The sequence below is a fragment of the Streptomyces sp. NBC_00029 genome (genome assembly GCF_045160505.1).
GTDB lineage: Bacteria > Actinomycetota > Actinomycetes > Streptomycetales > Streptomycetaceae > Streptomyces.
In genome coordinates, this window is record NZ_CP108292.1 from 6,118,171 (window position 1) to 6,134,041 (window position 15,871).

11 protein-coding genes are annotated in these 15,871 nt (G+C 71.3%); 7 read left to right on the forward strand and 4 right to left on the reverse strand.

What is annotated here, in order from left to right; genetic code table 11:
- Window positions 1-62: 62 nt before the first annotated feature.
- On the forward strand, window positions 63-2,699 hold the full coding sequence (gene glgP / locus OG753_RS28765; protein WP_327264524.1) for an alpha-glucan family phosphorylase: 2,637 nt from the start codon (window positions 63-65) through the stop codon (window positions 2,697-2,699).
- Between the two features lie 167 nt (window positions 2,700-2,866).
- The gene (locus OG753_RS28770) at window positions 2,867-3,430 is read left to right on the forward strand and encodes a hypothetical protein (protein ID WP_405790692.1); all 564 of its coding nucleotides are present in this window, start codon (window positions 2,867-2,869) and stop codon (window positions 3,428-3,430) included.
- A gap of 95 nt (window positions 3,431-3,525) precedes the next feature.
- Here OG753_RS28770 and OG753_RS28775 read toward each other — a convergent pair whose 3' ends face one another.
- Entirely contained in the window at window positions 3,526-5,793 is a 2,268-nt protein-coding gene (locus OG753_RS28775) for a M4 family metallopeptidase (protein WP_327264526.1), read from the reverse strand.
- A 383-nt stretch (window positions 5,794-6,176) separates the two neighbouring features.
- On the opposite strand from OG753_RS28775, the gene OG753_RS28780 reads away from it, so the two are divergent.
- Complete coding sequence (locus OG753_RS28780; protein WP_405790694.1) at window positions 6,177-7,652, forward strand: sugar transferase; 1,476 nt, start codon at window positions 6,177-6,179, stop codon at window positions 7,650-7,652.
- 22 nt (window positions 7,653-7,674) lie between these two features.
- Here OG753_RS28780 and OG753_RS28785 read toward each other — a convergent pair whose 3' ends face one another.
- A complete protein-coding gene (locus tag OG753_RS28785) occupies window positions 7,675-8,619 on the reverse strand; it encodes a GDP-L-fucose synthase (RefSeq protein WP_327264528.1) in 945 nt (314 codons plus the stop codon).
- A 353-nt stretch (window positions 8,620-8,972) separates the two neighbouring features.
- Between OG753_RS28785 and gmd the strand changes: the two genes are divergently transcribed.
- The 4 genes from gmd to OG753_RS28805 all read left to right on the forward strand — a co-directional run bounded on the left by gmd (window position 8,973) and on the right by OG753_RS28805 (window position 14,108).
- Window positions 8,973-9,986, forward strand: a complete 1,014-nt coding sequence (gmd, locus tag OG753_RS28790) for a GDP-mannose 4,6-dehydratase (protein ID WP_327264529.1) — start codon at window positions 8,973-8,975, stop codon at window positions 9,984-9,986.
- A 246-nt stretch (window positions 9,987-10,232) separates the two neighbouring features.
- Entirely contained in the window at window positions 10,233-13,010 is a 2,778-nt protein-coding gene (locus OG753_RS28795; RefSeq protein ID WP_405790695.1) for a DNRLRE domain-containing protein, read from the forward strand.
- 96 nt (window positions 13,011-13,106) lie between these two features.
- Window positions 13,107-13,781 carry a hypothetical protein gene (locus OG753_RS28800; RefSeq protein ID WP_327264531.1) on the forward strand — a complete coding sequence of 225 codons (675 nt, stop codon included), beginning with the start codon at window positions 13,107-13,109 and terminating at the stop codon, window positions 13,779-13,781.
- 108 nt (window positions 13,782-13,889) lie between these two features.
- Window positions 13,890-14,108, forward strand: a complete 219-nt coding sequence (locus OG753_RS28805; protein WP_327264532.1) for a DUF6458 family protein — start codon at window positions 13,890-13,892, stop codon at window positions 14,106-14,108.
- A 96-nt stretch (window positions 14,109-14,204) separates the two neighbouring features.
- Here OG753_RS28805 and OG753_RS28810 read toward each other — a convergent pair whose 3' ends face one another.
- A complete protein-coding gene (locus OG753_RS28810; protein ID WP_405790696.1) occupies window positions 14,205-15,320 on the reverse strand; it encodes a glycosyltransferase in 1,116 nt (371 codons plus the stop codon).
- Window positions 15,317-15,856, reverse strand: coding sequence for a WcaF family extracellular polysaccharide biosynthesis acetyltransferase (locus tag OG753_RS28815; RefSeq protein WP_405790698.1), 540 nt, complete (start codon window positions 15,854-15,856; stop codon window positions 15,317-15,319). The genes OG753_RS28810 and OG753_RS28815 overlap by 4 nt, the downstream gene beginning before the upstream one ends.
- Between the last annotated feature and the right edge of the window lie 15 nt (window positions 15,857-15,871).

Genomic DNA, 15,871 nt, shown 5'->3' on the forward strand with positions numbered 1-15,871 from the left:
TGCGCGGGTGCACAGCGTGGTGTGGCCGCTCCGATCCGTAATCCCCTGCGAAGGTGGAACACGTGAAGGCTATCCGTCGATTCACCGTGCGCCCCGTCCTCCCGGAACCCCTGCTGCCGCTCACCGGCCTCGCGCGCAATCTGCGCTGGTCGTGGCATTCCGAGACCCGTGAACTCTTCCAATCCGTCGACCCCGAGGGCTGGCAGGCCGCCGGCGGCGATCCCGTCCGGCTGCTCGGTGCCGTCTCCGCGGCCCGGCTCGCCGAACTGGCCGCGGACCGCCGGTTCCTGCGGCGGCTCGCCGTCGCGGCCGCCGACCTCGATGACTACGTCAACGGCGGGAGGTGGTACCAGAGCCAGGAGAACGGCGCGGAACTGCCCGCCGCCATCGCCTATTTCTCGCCCGAATTCGGGATCACCGCCGCCCTGCCGCAGTACTCGGGCGGCCTCGGCATCCTCGCCGGGGACCACCTGAAGGCCGCCAGCGACCTCGGCGTCCCGCTCATCGGGGTGGGCCTGCTCTACCGCCACGGCTACTTCCGCCAGTCGCTCTCCCGAGACGGCTGGCAGCAGGAGCACTATCCCGTCCTCGACCCCAACGAACTCCCGCTCGGCCTGCTCCGCCAGGACGACGGCACCCCCGCCCGCGTCTCCCTGACCCTGCCCGGCGGACGCACGCTGCACGCCCACATCTGGCAGGCCCGCGTCGGCCGCGTACCGCTGCTGCTCCTGGACTCCGACGTCGAGGACAACGACGCCCCGGCCCGGGAGGTGACCGACCGGCTCTACGGCGGCGGCAGCGACCACCGGCTGCTCCAGGAGATGCTGCTCGGCATCGGCGGCGTGCGCGCGGTGCGCGCGTACTGCCGGATCACCGGGCATCCCGATCCCGAGGTCTTCCACACCAACGAGGGCCACGCCGGCTTCCTCGGGCTCGAACGCATAAGGGAACTGGAGAGGGAGCAGGGCCTCGGTTTCGAAGCTGCCGTCGAGGCGGTGCGCGCCGGAACCGTGTTCACCACGCACACCCCCGTCCCTGCCGGGATCGACCGCTTCGAGCGGGCCCTGGTCGCCCGGCACTTCGGGGAGGGCGGGGAGCTGCCCGGCGTACCGGTCGAGAGGATCCTGGAACTGGGCGCCGAGACGTACCCCGGCGGCGATCCCGGCGTGTTCAACATGGCGGTGATGGGACTGCGCCTGGCCCAGCGCGCCAACGGGGTGTCCACCCTGCACGGCGCGGTCAGCCGGGAGATGTTCGCCGGGCTGTGGCCGGGCTTCGACCCGGCCGACGTGCCCATCACCTCCGTGACCAACGGGGTGCACGCCCCGACCTGGGTGGCCCCCGAGGTGATCCGGCTCGGCGCCCGCCAGATCGGCGCGGGCCGCACCGAGGACGCCCTGTCGGTGGGCGGCTCCCCCCGCTGGGACGCGGTCGCCGACATCCCGGACCAGGACGTGTGGGACCTGCGGCGGGTGCTGCGCGAGCAGCTGGTGCAGGAGGTACGGGACCGGCTGCGGGCCTCGTGGCACCAGCGCGGGGCCGCCGCGGCCGAACTGGGCTGGGTGGACTCCGTACTCGACCCCGACGTGCTCACCATCGGTTTCGCCCGGCGCGTGCCCTCGTACAAGAGGCTGACGCTGATGCTGCGCGATCCGGAGCGGCTGCGCAGGCTGCTGCTGGACCCGGAGCGGCCGGTGCAGATCGTCGTGGCGGGCAAGGCCCACCCGGCCGACGACGGCGGGAAGCGGCTCGTGCAGGAGCTGGTGCGCTTCGCCGACGACCCGCGGGTGCGGCACCGGATCGTCTTCCTGCCCGACTACGGCATGGCCATGGCGCAGAAGCTCTACCCGGGCTGCGACGTCTGGCTCAACAATCCGCTGCGGCCCCTGGAGGCGTGCGGGACGAGCGGGATGAAGGCCGCCCTGAACGGCTGTCTCAACCTGTCCGTGCTGGACGGCTGGTGGGACGAGTGGTTCGAGCCGGACTTCGGCTGGGCCATCCCGACCGCCGACGGGCTCGGCGCGGACGAGGACCGGCGCGACCACCTGGAGGCGAGCGCCCTCTACGAGCTGATCGAGAACCGGGTCGCGCCCCGGTTCTACGACCGGACCGGGCGCACCGGCCTCCCGGTGCGGTGGATCGAGATGGTCCGGCGCACACTGGTCTCGCTGGGACCGAAGGTGCTCGCGGGGCGGATGGTCCGGGAGTACGTGGAGCGGCTGTACACGCCGGCCGCGCTCGCCCACCGGGCCCTGGACTCCGAGGCGGCGCGTGACCTCGCCTGGTGGAAGGGGCGGGTCCGGGCGGCCTGGCCGCGGATCTCCGTCGAGCACGTGGAGACGCTGGCCGAGGCCCCGGTGGGCGGCACCGCCGAGCTGGGCGCCACCCTCACCCTGCGCGTGCAGGTGGCGCTGGACGCGCTCGCGCCCGAGGACGTGGAGGTGCACGCCTTCGCCGGGCGGGTGGACCCGCAGGACGTGATCCGGGACGGTCGGAGCTTCCCGCTCAAGCCGGCCGCGGGGCCCGATCTGGAGGGGCGCTGGGTGTACGAGGGTCCGCTCGCGCTCGACCGTACGGGGCCCTTCGGCTACACGGTGCGCATCCTGCCCGCGCACCCGCTGCTGGCGACCCCGGCCGAATTGGGCCTGGTCGCGGCGCCGGTGGAGACGGACGCGGGGGGCGGGGTGCTCCTGCGCTGACCTCGTGGGGCCGGGCGGCGCGGTGCGGGTGCGCGCCGCCCGGCCTCATGGGTGAACCACGTCCGCACAGGATCTGCGGAAACGTTCCGGCGGTGGGTCGCGCTCCTACGCTGCCCGAGGGTGCCACCGGACCGGCATCCGCGGAACCCGAGGAACGGACACCTCCCATGCGTCTTCGCTCGACCGCCGCCGTGCTCGTCGGCGCTCTCGCGCTCGCCCTGCCCACCGCCGGCCCGTCACTGGCCGACGACCACGAGGAACGCGCCCTCGGCACGCTGCACTACACCTACCTCGACGCGTCGGGCTCCCAGCGGAGCGGGCGGATCCGGCCCGCCGGCAACGACACCTGCTACCTGCTGACGCGCACCTCCCGCGACGAGCCCGCCATCGAGGTGCGCAACGAGACGGAGTCGCTGGCGGTCCTCTTCGACAACCGCAGCTGTGAGGGCGAGGCGGAGACGGTGCTGCGGCCGGGGGCGAAGGCGAAGCAGGTGGAGGTCGTCTCGGTCTACTTCAAGCCGGCGGACGACGAGGACGCGGGCCGGGGCGACAACGGGGGCAACGGCGGCAACGGGGGCAATGGCGGCAATGGCACCTGGCCGGGCCGCGAGGACCAGCCGCGCCAGGACCAGAGCGCCCCGGACCAGAGCCAGAACCGTGACGAAGAGGAAGAGGAGCAGGAGGAGCAGGAGGAGGACTTCCTCACCGCGATCCTCCGCGCCCTCCACTGACACCGGTCAATGGAACAGGGCCGCCCGGGGAGGATTCCTCCCGGGCGGCCCCGTGGTCTCACTGCTCAGCCGGTGTTCACTTCACCCCGGTGGGGTCAGAAGGTGAGCTTCCAGCTGTTGATGTAGCCGGTGTCCAGGCTGGCGGCATCCCTGACGCGCAGCTTCCAGGTGCCGTTCGCGACCTCGGAGGAGGCGTTCACGGTGAACTGCTGGACGATGTTGTCCGCGCTGCCGCCGGTGCGGTTGCGCAGGTTGTAGACGCTGCCGTCGGGGGCGATCAGGTCGACCACCAGGTCACCGACGTAGGTGTGGACGATGTTCACGTCCACCTTGAGGGCGCTCGGGGCGTTGCCCGTGCGCGTCACGCTGATCGGGGACTCGACGGTCGCGTTGTCCTTGATCTGGTAGTCCGTGGTGTTCTCGAAGACGTTCGGCTGCGTGGTGCCGACCGTCCAGGTGAACGCCGCGGTGCCGGTCTGGTTCTGCGAGTCGGTCACCGTGACGGTCACGTTGGACGTGCCCGCGGTGGTGGCCGTGCCCGAGATCAGGCCGTTGGAGGAGTTGATCGACAGCCCGGCCGGCAGGCCGGTCGCCGCGTAGCTCAGCGCACCCGGGTTCGTGCTGGTGGCCTGGACCTGCAGGCTCACTGCGCCACCGGTGGCGGTGTTCTGGTTGGCGATCGGGGTGACCGTGACACCGTTGGAGATACGGCCTCCGACGGCGACGCCGGCCCAGGCGTTGGCGACGTTGTTGTAGATCGTCGAGCCCTGGCCGTAGAGGTCGGCGGCCGCCTTCAGCGTCTGCACGCGGGCGTCGGCGTAGTTGGTGTTCGACTTGAAGTAGCCCACGGTCAGCGCGCGGAACCAGATCTTCGAGGCGGCGTCCCGGCCGATCGCGGTGACGGGCAGGCCGTCCGCGGTCGGCGAGTTGTAGCTCACGCCGTTGACGACCTTGGCGCCCGAGCCCTCGGAGGCCAGGTAGTACCAGTGGTTGGCCGGACCCGAGGAGTAGTGGACGTCGATGGAGCCGATGCCCGAGTACCAGCTGTCCTTGGACGAGCCGTCCTTGCTCGGCTTGTCCATGTAGCGCAGCGGGCTGCCGTCGCCGTTGATGTCGATCTTCTCGCCGACCAGGTAATCACCGACGTCGGCCGGGTTGTTGGCGTAGAACTCGACGGCGGCGGCCATGATGTCGGAGGTCGCCTCGTTCAGACCGCCGGGCTCACCGCTGTAGGTCATGTTGCCGGTGACCGAGGTCAGGCCGTGGGTCATCTCGTGCGCGGCCACGTCGGTGGAGGTGAGCGGCTTGTTGTTGCCCTCGCCGTCGCCGTACGTCATGCAGAAGCAGGAGTCCTGCCAGAACGCGTTGACGTAGGCGTTGCCGTAGTGGACCCGGGTGTACGGGGCCACGCCGTCGTTGCGCAGGCCGTTGCGGCCGTGCACGTTCTTGTAGTAGTCCCAGGTGACCGCGGCGCCGTAGTGGGCGTCCGCGGCGGCCGTCTCCAGGTTGGCCGGCAGGCCGTTGCCCCAGACGTCGTCCGGGCCGGAGAAGAGCGTGCCGGTGCCGGAGGAGCCGCGGTTGAGGTTGTAGGTCTTGTGGTTTCCGCGCGCGGCGTCGGTCAGGTTCCACGTGCTGCCCGACTGGCTGGTCCCCAGGGTCACCTGACCGCTGTACATCGTGTTGCCGGTGCCGGTCTCGACGGCCTGCCACTCGGTGATCTTGGCGCCGGTCCTGGCGTTGGTCACCACGTGGAGCTCGTTCGGCGTGCCGTCGTGCTGGAGGCCGCCGACGACGGTCTCGAACGCGAGGACCGGTACGCCGTCTGCCGCCCAGATCACCTTGCGGGCGTTCTTGGAGGCCTTGGCCTCCTTGGATCCCTCGGCGTTCGCGACGGAGACGGCCTGGCTCTCGGCCGCCGCCGGGGTGACCGAGGCCTCGGTGGTCGCCACCTTGATCTCGTGGTTCGTCGCCTTGGTCACGCTCTTGGTGACGCCGTCCTTGGCGTGGACGGTGAGGTCACCACCCAGGACGGGGAGCCCGTCGTAGGTCCGCTCGTAGGTGGTGTGCGTGGTGCCGTCCGCGTCCTTGACCACGTCGCGGACGACGAGCTTCTCGCCGCTGCCGAGGCCGAGCGCCTTGGCGGCCTGCGCAGTGGTCGAGTTGGCCTCGGCGAGGAGCGTCGCACGCTCCGAAGCGCTGAGTACGAGGTTGGCCGCGCCCGGGTTGGACTGGGTGGCCTTGGGTGCCTTTGACGCGGTGGCGTCGGCGGTTGCGGTGCCGGACTGTATGCCGACGGCGAGCAGCGCTGCGGCGGCAACGAGCGCGCCGGCCGCGGTGGCACGCCTCTGGGGGGTGGACCTCAACGCAGACTCCTTCTGCAAGGGGGGTTCCGGATGGCTGGGTGGGCCTCCGGGCAGAACAGGGCTGGTGCGATGAACGGTCGAAGATTGCCACTCGCAGAGTCAGATGTCAGGGCCGCGTCAAAAGGTTGGCCGGAAACGGTTCGTTGTCCGAAGATACGTATCCGGTATCCGGAGCATTCACCTACGGATGCGTCCCTGCACCGCCCGGCATACGGAACGCCTGCTACCGGTTGCTAACACTTGCGCAACAAGCGGCTGCGTTGACCCAAACGGCATTTACCGTACGGGTGTTTGTCGTACTGTTTCCCGGTGCGGCGGATGTTCGTAGCCAGGGGAAGCCATGGACACCTGCCACTGTCATAGACCACGTGCCAGGGGGGCCCATGAGGCATGTTCATTTTCCTGCGCAAAGAGTGGCCAGAGCGGCCCGGGAGTCCCTTGCGCCCGCACGGCGCATCGGGGACAAGGCCCGTTGGTACCGCCCGGCCGCCATCGCCGCCGACTTCCTCGGCGCCGCCATCCCCGTAGGACTCGTCTTCGACGCCGCGCAGCAGGTCCGGCCGGTCTACTGCGCCCTGGCCGCCGCCGTGGCGTGGACCGGGGTACAGGCGCTGCGCCGGCGCTACGCGGCCCGGGCGCTCGGCGAGTCCCGAGGTGTGCTGCCCGTCGTGCACGACTGGCTGATTCTCATCGGGGTTCTGGCCGTGGCCCGCGTGGTGACCGAAGAGGCCACCCCCCGGCTGTCCGCCCTCGGGGCCCTGCTGCCCGCATTGCTCATCACCGTCGCCGTCCACAAGCTGACCTACCGTCACCTCTCGGCCGCCCGCCGCGAGGCCCAGGCCGTCAGCCGGGTCCTGGTCGTCGGCGAGCCCGACGCGGCCGAGGACGTCATCGCGCACCTCGCCGCCCGCACCGACCACCCGTACGTCGTCGTCGGCGTGGTCCCGGTCGGCGCCGGGCCCCTCACCAGCGGCATACCCGTGGCCGCCCGGCTCGACAAATGGACCCCCGAGGCCCCCAACGGCGACTCCGCGGCGGTGCTCGGCGCCGTCGCCAGCCACCACGCCGACCTGGTGCTCGTCGCCCCCGGCGTGCGGATCACGGGGGAGCGGCTGCGCCGGATCGCCTGGGCCCTGCACGATGCGGGCCTGGAACTCGCGGTCTTCCCCGGGCTGGTGGAGGTCTCCGTCAAGCGGCTGGAGACCCTGTCCGCGGGCGGGCTCGCCGTGCTGCGCGTCGCGCCCCCCGTCAGCCGCGGGGTGCAGACCCTGCTCAAGTCGGCCCTGGACCGGGTGGGCGCCGCGGCCGGACTGCTGCTGCTCTCCCCGTTCTTCCTGGGGATCGTCCTGGCCATCCGCTTCGGCTCGCGGGGCCCGGCCTTCTACCGCCAGCGGCGCATCGGCCGCGACGGCGCGCCGTTCGTCATGTGGAAGTTCCGCACGATGGTCGTGGACGCCGACGCGCTCAAGGCCGATCTGTCCGGGTCGAACGAGAACGACGGCCTGATGTTCAAGATGCGCCGCGACCCCCGGGTCACCCGCGTGGGCCGGCTGCTGCGCCGCACTTCGCTGGACGAACTCCCGCAGCTCATCAACGTGCTGACCGGCCACATGTCGCTGGTCGGCCCGCGCCCGCCGCTGCCGGAGGAGGTGGCGAAGTACGACGAGGTCGAGCTGCGCCGGCTCACCGTACGGCCCGGGATGACGGGACTGTGGCAGATCAGCGGCAGGTCGGACCTGTCCTGGGACGAAACGATCCAGCTCGACCTGCAGTACGTCGACAACTGGTCCTTCACCAGTGACGTCGACGTCATGGGCCGCACGCTCCGCGCCGTCGTCGACGGTCGCGGAGCGTACTGAGGAACCTGGGCCGCCTGTGCGATCAGCTCTGCTCGCGCCACCACTGGTACGTGGCGGCGATGCCGTCCCGCAGCGGGACGCCGGGCTTCCAGCCGAGCGACGTCAGGCGGCTCACGTCCAGCAGCTTGCGCGGGGTCCCGTCCGGCTTGGACGTGTCCCAGGCGAGCCTGCCGCGGAAGCCGGTCACCTCGGCGACCGTCTCGGCCAGCTCCTTGATGGTCAGGTCCTCGCCGCACCCGATGTTGACGGGCTCGTCGCCGTCGTAGGAGTTCAGCAGCACGGCGCAGGCCGCAGCCAGGTCGTCCACGTGCAGGAACTCCCGGCGCGGGGTGCCCGATCCCCACAGCGTGACCTCGTCGCGGCCCTCGGCGGCGGCCTCGTGGAAGCGCCGGACGAGCGCCGGCAGGACGTGCGAGGTCTCCAGGTCGAAGTTGTCGCCCGGACCGTAGAGGTTCGTCGGCATCGCCGAGATGTACGAGGCCCCGTACTGCTTGCGGTACGACTGGACCTGGACGATGCCGGCGATCTTCGCGAGGGCGTAGGCCTCGTTGGTCGGCTCCAGCGGGCCGGTCAGCAGCGCGTCCTCGCGGATGGGCTGCGGGGCCAGCTTGGGGTAGATGCAGGACGATCCGAGGAACAGCAGCCTGCCCACGCCGGCGGCGTGCGCGCCGCCGATCACGCTGAGCTGGATCTGCAGGTTCTCCTCCAGGAACTGCACCGGGTACGTGCTGTTGGCCATGATCCCGCCGACCTTGGCGGCGGCCAGCACCACGGCGTCCGGGCGGACGTCCTTGAGGTACGCACCCGTGGCGGCGGCGTCGCGCAGGTCGAGGTCGGCGCGGCCCCGGGTCAGCACCTCATGGCCGTCGGCGGTGAGCCGCCGGGCGACCGCGGACCCCACGAGGCCGCGGTGGCCCGCGACGAAGACGCGGGCGTTCGGGGGCAGGAGCGGCTGCGAACTTGTCATACCGCCGATGATGCCAGTTCGCGCCCGCGGGTCCGGCAGGGGTCCACCGGCTCGGGATCAGGCCGCGGGCCGGGACCGGCGCCGGCTTTCGGCCCGGCTCGGGACCCGGCCCCGGACCCGGCCCCGGACGCCGCCGCGGCGGCGTCCGGAACCGGGCCCGGCCCGGCCCGCGTCCGCTTCGGGCAGGGGCATCCGCCCCGCCGGGGCAGCCCGCAAGGGGCCGTGTACGGTAACGCAATCCGGCCCCCGGGCCGCGGCCGGGCCGCCCGGTGCGACGCCTGACGGCCCGCTCCGCACCCGCTTTGAGGCGCAGCCTCACTACGACAGACAGAAACCACCAGCAAGGGGACCCCATGGGCAAGACCGCACTGATCACCGGAGTCACGGGACAGGACGGCTCCTACCTCGCCGAGCTCCTGCTCTCCAAGGGCTACACGGTGCACGGGCTCGTGCGGCGGTCCTCCAGCTTCAACACGGAGCGGGTCGACCACATCTACCAGGACCCGCAGGCCCCCAACCGGTCCTTCGTCCTGCACCACGCCGACCTCTCCGACGGCGTCGCCCTCGTGAACCTGCTCCGCGACATACGCCCCGACGAGGTCTACAACCTCGGCGCGCAGTCTCACGTCCGCGTCTCCTTCGACGCCCCGCTCTACACGGGCGACGTGACCGGCCTCGGCGCGCTGCGGCTGCTGGAGGCCATCCGGGCCAGCGGCGTCGACACCCGCATCTACCAGGCCTCGTCCTCGGAGATGTTCGGTGCCACCCCGCCCCCGCAGAACGAGGGCACCCCGTTCCACCCGCGCAGCCCGTACGGCGCCGCGAAGGTCTTCGCGTACTGGACCACGGTGAACTACCGCGAGGCGTACGACATGTTCGCCGTCAACGGGATCCTCTTCAACCACGAGTCCCCGCGCCGCGGGGAGACCTTCGTGACCCGCAAGATCACCCGCGCGGTGGCCCGCATCAAGGCCGGTCTCCAGGACCACCTCTACCTCGGCAACCTCGACGCGGTGCGCGACTGGGGCTACGCCCCCGAGTACGTGGACGCCATGTGGCGGATGCTGCAGCAGGACGAGCCCACCGACTACGTCGTCGCCACCGGCGTGGCCGCGACCGTCCGCGAGTTCGTCGAGTCCTCCTTCTCGCACGCCGGTCTCGACTGGGCCGAGCACGTCCGCTACGACCCCAAGTACGAGCGCCCGAGCGAGGTCGACGCCCTCATCGGCGATGCTTCCAAGGCGCATGACCTGCTTGGCTGGAAGCCGACGGTCCTGGTCGCGGAGCTCGCGCAGATCATGGTCGACGCCGACATCCGTCAGGTCGAGGACCAACTGGCGGGCGTGACGGTCCGGATCGACCGCTGAGGCCTTATATTTCCCCTACGGTTTGCCGTGTTCCGGCCATACTCCGCAGCTCTGCGCGGGTGTGGCCGGGGTAAACCTGCCGTATGTCCCTTGTGCACCCTCCATGCTGAACCTGTTGATTCCAAGTTGGTATGCAATGGGTCAAGAGAGGTGACCAGGCCCTCATATGAGCCCTAGTCTGCGCCAGTACATATGGCTGTTCGGATAGTTCCAGCCATCAAACCGGGCGATTGCCCTGGGGGGCTCATGCGTAGATCCAGAGGGCTGACTGCTGCCCTCGTCCTGTCACTGGCCGGTGCCGGTACCGGCATAGGCCTGGTGTTGATGCCTCAGGCGTCCGCCATCACGCCGCCTGTGGCATTCACCGCCGACGAGCTGCCGACGTGGCAGCCCGACGGCATCGTCTGGGCGATGGCCCAGGCGAACGGCACCGTCTTCGCCGGCGGTACCTTCTCGGCCGTCCGCCCGCCCGAGGGCGCTGCAGGAGCCGAGCAGGACGCCGTGAACTTCGTCGCGCTCGACGCCGCGACCGGTAACCCCACCTCCTGCAAGCTGGCCTTCACCATCGGCGAGGGCACCGCGACGGTGCGCACGCTGGTCGTCTCGAAGGACAAGAAGACCCTCTACGCGGGCGGCTCCTTCGGTGCCGTGAACGGCACCCCGGTCTCCAGCCTCGCGGCGATCGACATCGCGAGCTGCACCCCCAAGGCATCGTTCCACCCGAGCTTCCCCGCCACCGTGCGCGCGCTCGCCCTCACGGACGACACCCTGTACGCGGGCGGCGACTTCAACACCGTCGAGGGCCAGACCCGCGAGCGGTTCGCCGCCGTGGACGCGTCCTCCGGTGCGCTCAAGCCCTTCGTCGCCAACGTCGACGAGCCGGGCCGCGCCGTCGAGGTCACCCCCGACGGCAAGAACGTGCTCCTCGGCGGCGACTTCTTCACCGTCAACGGCACCAACAGCCACGCCCTGGCCGTGGTCAACGCCACCACGGGCGCGGTCACCAAGACGTACAGCAACATCCCGTCGAACTCGGTCGTCAAGGACATCTCCACCGACGACACCGGCTTCTACACGGGCAACGAGGGCTCCGGCGGCGGCGTCTTCGACGGCCGCATCGGCCTGCGCCTGAGCGACTTCACCGAGAAGTGGCGCGACCGCTGCCTCGGCGCCACGCAGTTCGTCCTGCCGTACGAGGGCGTGCTCTACAGCTCCTCGCACGCGCACGACTGCTCCACCGAGCTCGAGTTCCCCGACGGCAAGCGGAACTTCCTGCTGGCCCAGCCGACCAACCACGAAGGCGCCGCCCCCGCGCCCGTGGACGGCTTCGTGCGCGGCCCGGGCAAGCTCGGCTGGCACCCCACGGCCAACGACGGACTCGGCGAGGGCATCGGCCCGCGCGTCATGTCCGTGGCCGAGAAGAACGACGTCAAGTACATGTGGGTCGGCGGTGAGTTCACGCTCATCAACGGCAAGGCCCAGCAGGGCCTGACCCGCTTCGCCTCCACCGGCGACGTCGGCGCCCCCACCACCCCGGTGGCCAGCACCTCCAGCGTCAAGCCCGGCGAGGTCCAGGTCCGCTGGCGCACCAGCTACGACGCGGACGACAGCAAGCTGACGTACCGCATCTACCGCAACGGCTCGGCCACCCCGGCCGCCACGGTCACCGCCAGCTCTCTGGAGTGGGAGCGCCCCCAGGCCTCCTGGAACGACACCACGGTCAAGGCCGGCCAGACCTACACCTACCGGGTGACCGCGACCGACGCGGCGGGCAACACCAGCGCCCTGTCGGCCGTCTCCTCGGTGACGGTTCCGACCTCGGTCCAGAGCTACCCGAACCAGGTCCGCACGGACGGCGCCGACCTGTACTGGCGCTTCGACGACGCGGTCAGCCCGTACGTCGCCGACTCCTCGGTGTCCGGCAACCGCAGCGGCATCCAGGTCAACGCCCCCGCCCTGAAGCAGTCGCCCGGCGCCGTCTCCGGCAGCACGGCGATGGGCTTCAACGGGACCAGCCAGCAGGTGCACAGCGACCGCCGTCAGACGGTCGGCAACACGTTCACCATCGAGACCTGGTTCAAGACGAACACCACGCGCGGCGGCAAGCTGATCGGCTTCGGCAGCAACACCACGCGCAACAGCGGCACCTACGACCGCCAGATCTACATGACCAACACCGGTCGTCTGATCTTCGGTGTCCACAACGGCTCGACCCGGACCGTCTCCACGGGCCTGTTCGAGACGTACAACGACAACAAGTGGCACCACGTGGTCGGCACCCAGGGCCCCGGCGGCATCACGCTGTACGTCGACGGCCAGAACAAGGGCTCGCTGAACGCCACCAGCACCGCCAACTACGCGGGCTACTGGCACGTGGGCGGTGACAACCTCTCCGGTTGGCCGACCCGCCCGACGAGCAACTTCTTCGCCGGCCAGCTCGACGAGACCGCCGTCTACCCGACGGCGCTCACCCAGGCCCAGGTCAAGAACCACTTCGACCTGGCCAAGGCCCCCACCGACTCGGTCTCCGCGGTCAAGGCGACCGAGGACACCTACGTCAACCAGGGCGCCCCGAGCACCGCCTACGGCACGTCCACCTCGCTCGCGGTGCGCGGCAGCGGCTCGCTGTACGAGTCGTACCTGCGCTTCAACCTGCCGGCCGCCCCGGCCGGCCAGGTCCTGAAGTCCGCCTCGCTGCAGTTCAAGACCACCACGCAGACGGGTGCCGGCACCCCCGACACCGTCAAGGTGGTCCCGGTCACCGGCACCTGGACCGGTGCGGGCACGACCTTCAACACCAAGCCCACCCTGGGCACCACCCCGCTCGGCAGCATCGCGGGCGTGCCGGACGGCTCCGCCGTCCACGGTGTCGAGCTGGACACCGCCGCAGTCACCGCGGCGCTGGGCACCAGCTACGGCCTGGGCCTGACGAGCACGGGCACCGACCCGCTGTGGATCTGGTCCTCCGAGGCCACGGCGGCGGAGGGCGCTCCGCAGCTGGTCCTCACCTTCGGCGCGAAGTAAGCGACGAAAACCGGAACAACCGCCTTACGGCGTGCGGGGCCCGGCTCACATGGCCGGGCCCCGCTTGTACACCCCCTTGAGTACGGGAGCCATCCGATGTACCGACGCTCCGCAGCGGCTGCTGTCCTGCTGACCGCCGCCCTGACGCTCACCGCCTGCAGTTCGGGCGGGGACAAGGCCGACTCCGGCGCCAAGCCGAAGCCCCCGGCCTCGTCGGCGGCCCCCGATCCCGCGGACACCCCGCAGCCGGCCGGGTCCCCGGCCGAGGCGAAGCCGACGGGTCCCGTCCTCCCCGACGCGAAGCTCACCCCGAAGACGGGCAGCTTCACGGCGCAGGAGAAGAAGTACCTGAGCGGGCGGGTCCCCGAGAAGATGGACCCGGCGGCCGTTCTGCAGACCGGCCAGGACGCCTGCCAGCGGGTGGAGCGCACCGCGAAGCGCGACAAGGACGCGGCGACCGGGGCGGTCATCACCGGTGAGATCGCGGGCGCCAAGGACGCGATCAACCTCCTGTGCCCGGAGCAGAAGCCGATCCTCGCGGCGGCGGAGAAGGGCTTCGCCGAAGGCCCCCGCACCTCTCCCGCGGCGGGCACCTACCGGGCGCTGACCCAGGCCACCAACTGCACCTGGGAGGCCAAGGGCAAGGACGGCTCCGTCCTCAGCTCGGGCCCCGAGACCCCGCCCAAGGCGGGCGACAAGATCACGGCGACGATCCCGGCGGGTACCGCGGAGTTCAACTCCTCGGGCTGCTACGCCTGGATCCCCGCGTAGCGGACCGACAACGCCCCCGAGGACCGGACTCCCGGCCCCCGGGGGCGTTTTCGTGCCCGGAACCGGGGTACCCGCGCGGTCACAGCCCCGACGGCGGAAGGCGGATCCATGGGCATCGGCGGATGCATCGTCCTGATTGTGGTGGGTGCCATCCTCACCTTTGCCAGCGACTGGGAGATGGAGAGCGTCAACCTCGACCTGGTCGGTCTGATCATGATGGCGGTGGGCGGGATCGGCCTCGCCGTGTACACCAGCATCTACAAACGCCGCCGCACGGCGGGCGCCGCGATCCCGGTGGTGGAGGAACACCGCCGCGACGTCCTCTGATGGCCTACGCCCCGCTCGCGCGGTCCGGCTCCCGGCCGCGGGCGGATGACGGCACGGCCCGCACCGCAGCGGTGCGGGCCGCGTGAGCGGCCGTCCTCAGCGGCGGATGCCCTCGTAGACCGGCGCCAGCGTGTCCAGGACCGCGTCCATGGAGAAGGACTCCGCGGCGAGCTTGCGGGCCGACAGCGAGGCCTCGCGGCCCGCCGCAGGGTCCAGCAGCTCAAGGACCGCCGCGGACACGCCCGCCGGGCCGGGTTCGACCGCGCGGCCGGCGCCGGCCCGTGCGATGTCCCGGGCCAGGCCGTTGGAGTGGGTCACCACCGAGGGGACACCCACCGAGAGGGCCTCCAGCACCGACATGGGGAACGGCTCGTCCACCGACGGCAGGACGTACACGTGGGCCCGGCGCAGCTCTGCCAGCACCTCCGCGGTGGAGAGCGCCCCCGGGACCGTGAACCGGTCGGTCAGGCCGAGCTCCCCGATCCGGGCGCGTACGGCGGCCAGTTCGCCCTCGTCCGGGCCCGCGACCACGAAGTGCGCGTCCGGGTGCGCGGCGAGGACCGCCGGGGCCGCGTCCACGAAGTCCACCGGCCGCTTACGGGCCTGCAGGCGCGCCGAGTACAGGATGCGCGGCGGGCCGCCCAGCGGGGGCCGCTCCTCCTGCGCAGGGGTCCCGTTGACCAGGCGGACCGCCTGCGCCACCGGAGCGCCGACCACCGCGTCCAGCCCCTCCCGCTCGTGCGGGGTCAGGTACAGCACCGCGTCCGCGCCGCGCAGCAGGCGGCGTACCGCCACCGCGTCCAGCACCTTGGCCAGCAGCTTCTCGCTCGGGTCCACCATGCCGTGGGTCTGCAGCACCAGCGGCCGTCCCGCCCGCAGCGCCGCCAGCGCCACCGGCAGCGTCACCAGGTCACGGGCCAGGTGGACATGCACGACGTCGGCGTCCCGCACCAGCCGGCCCGCCGAGGCCAGCAGCGCGGGCGAGGTCATCCCGCTGAAGCCGAGGGGCAGCAGGCGCCGGGCCGGGAACAGCTTCGCCGGGACCCCTTCGACGTCGGTCGGCCACGGTTCGGGGAAACCCTCGCCGAGCGCGAGCAGCCGCGCCTCGTGCCCCCGGGCCCGCAGCCCCTTCGCCAGGTTCAGCGCGACCCGCACCGGCCCGCCGAAGGCGTGCGAGGGGGAGTGCAGGGTGACGGCGTGCAGGACTCTCACTTGGGCTCCTCCACCGGGCGGCGGTGCCCGTCCTGGGTCTGCAGGGTCAGCTCGGGCAGGTCCTTGTGGACCACGGAGCCGGCTCCGGCGACCGCGCAGCGGCCCACCGTGACCCCGGCGAGCACGGTCGCCCGGACCGCCACCCACGCGCCGTCCTCGACGGTGATCGGGGCGTTGCGGTAGCGGAAGTCGGCGGCCCGGTGGTCGTGCGAGCCGGTGCACAGCATGGCTTCCTGCGAGATGCAGACGTTCGCCCCGACGGTCACCGGCTCCAGGTTCAGCAGCCAGGCACCCTCACCTATCCAGGTGTGGTCCCCGACGTTCAGCTTCCACGGCCACAGCACCCGCACCCGGTGCCGGATCAGGACGCCCTCGCCGATCTTCGCCCCGAAGGCCCGCAGCAGGGCCACCCGCAGCCGTGCCGGACAGAACCAGCTCATGAACAGCGTGTTCATCACGGCGAACCACAGCGCCTGCGTCAGCAGCCCGCGGCCCTTGTCGTACCCGGCCAGCGTGAAGGAAGGAAGATCCCGCAACTGTCGCCCCCATCT

Coding starts and splice junctions, on each gene's coding strand:
- OG753_RS28770 (WP_405790692.1), top strand. CDS start 2,867: ATGCGTCTTCGCTCGACCGCCGCCGTGCTCGTCGGCGCTCTCGCGCTC.
- OG753_RS28780 (WP_405790694.1), top strand. CDS start 6,177: ATGAGGCATGTTCATTTTCCTGCGCAAAGAGTGGCCAGAGCGGCCCGG.
- OG753_RS28785 (WP_327264528.1), bottom strand. CDS start 8,619: ATGACAAGTTCGCAGCCGCTCCTGCCCCCGAACGCCCGCGTCTTCGTC.
- gmd (WP_327264529.1), top strand. CDS start 8,973: ATGGGCAAGACCGCACTGATCACCGGAGTCACGGGACAGGACGGCTCC.
- OG753_RS28795 (WP_405790695.1), top strand. CDS start 10,233: ATGCGTAGATCCAGAGGGCTGACTGCTGCCCTCGTCCTGTCACTGGCC.
- OG753_RS28800 (WP_327264531.1), top strand. CDS start 13,107: ATGTACCGACGCTCCGCAGCGGCTGCTGTCCTGCTGACCGCCGCCCTG.
- OG753_RS28805 (WP_327264532.1), top strand. CDS start 13,890: ATGGGCATCGGCGGATGCATCGTCCTGATTGTGGTGGGTGCCATCCTC.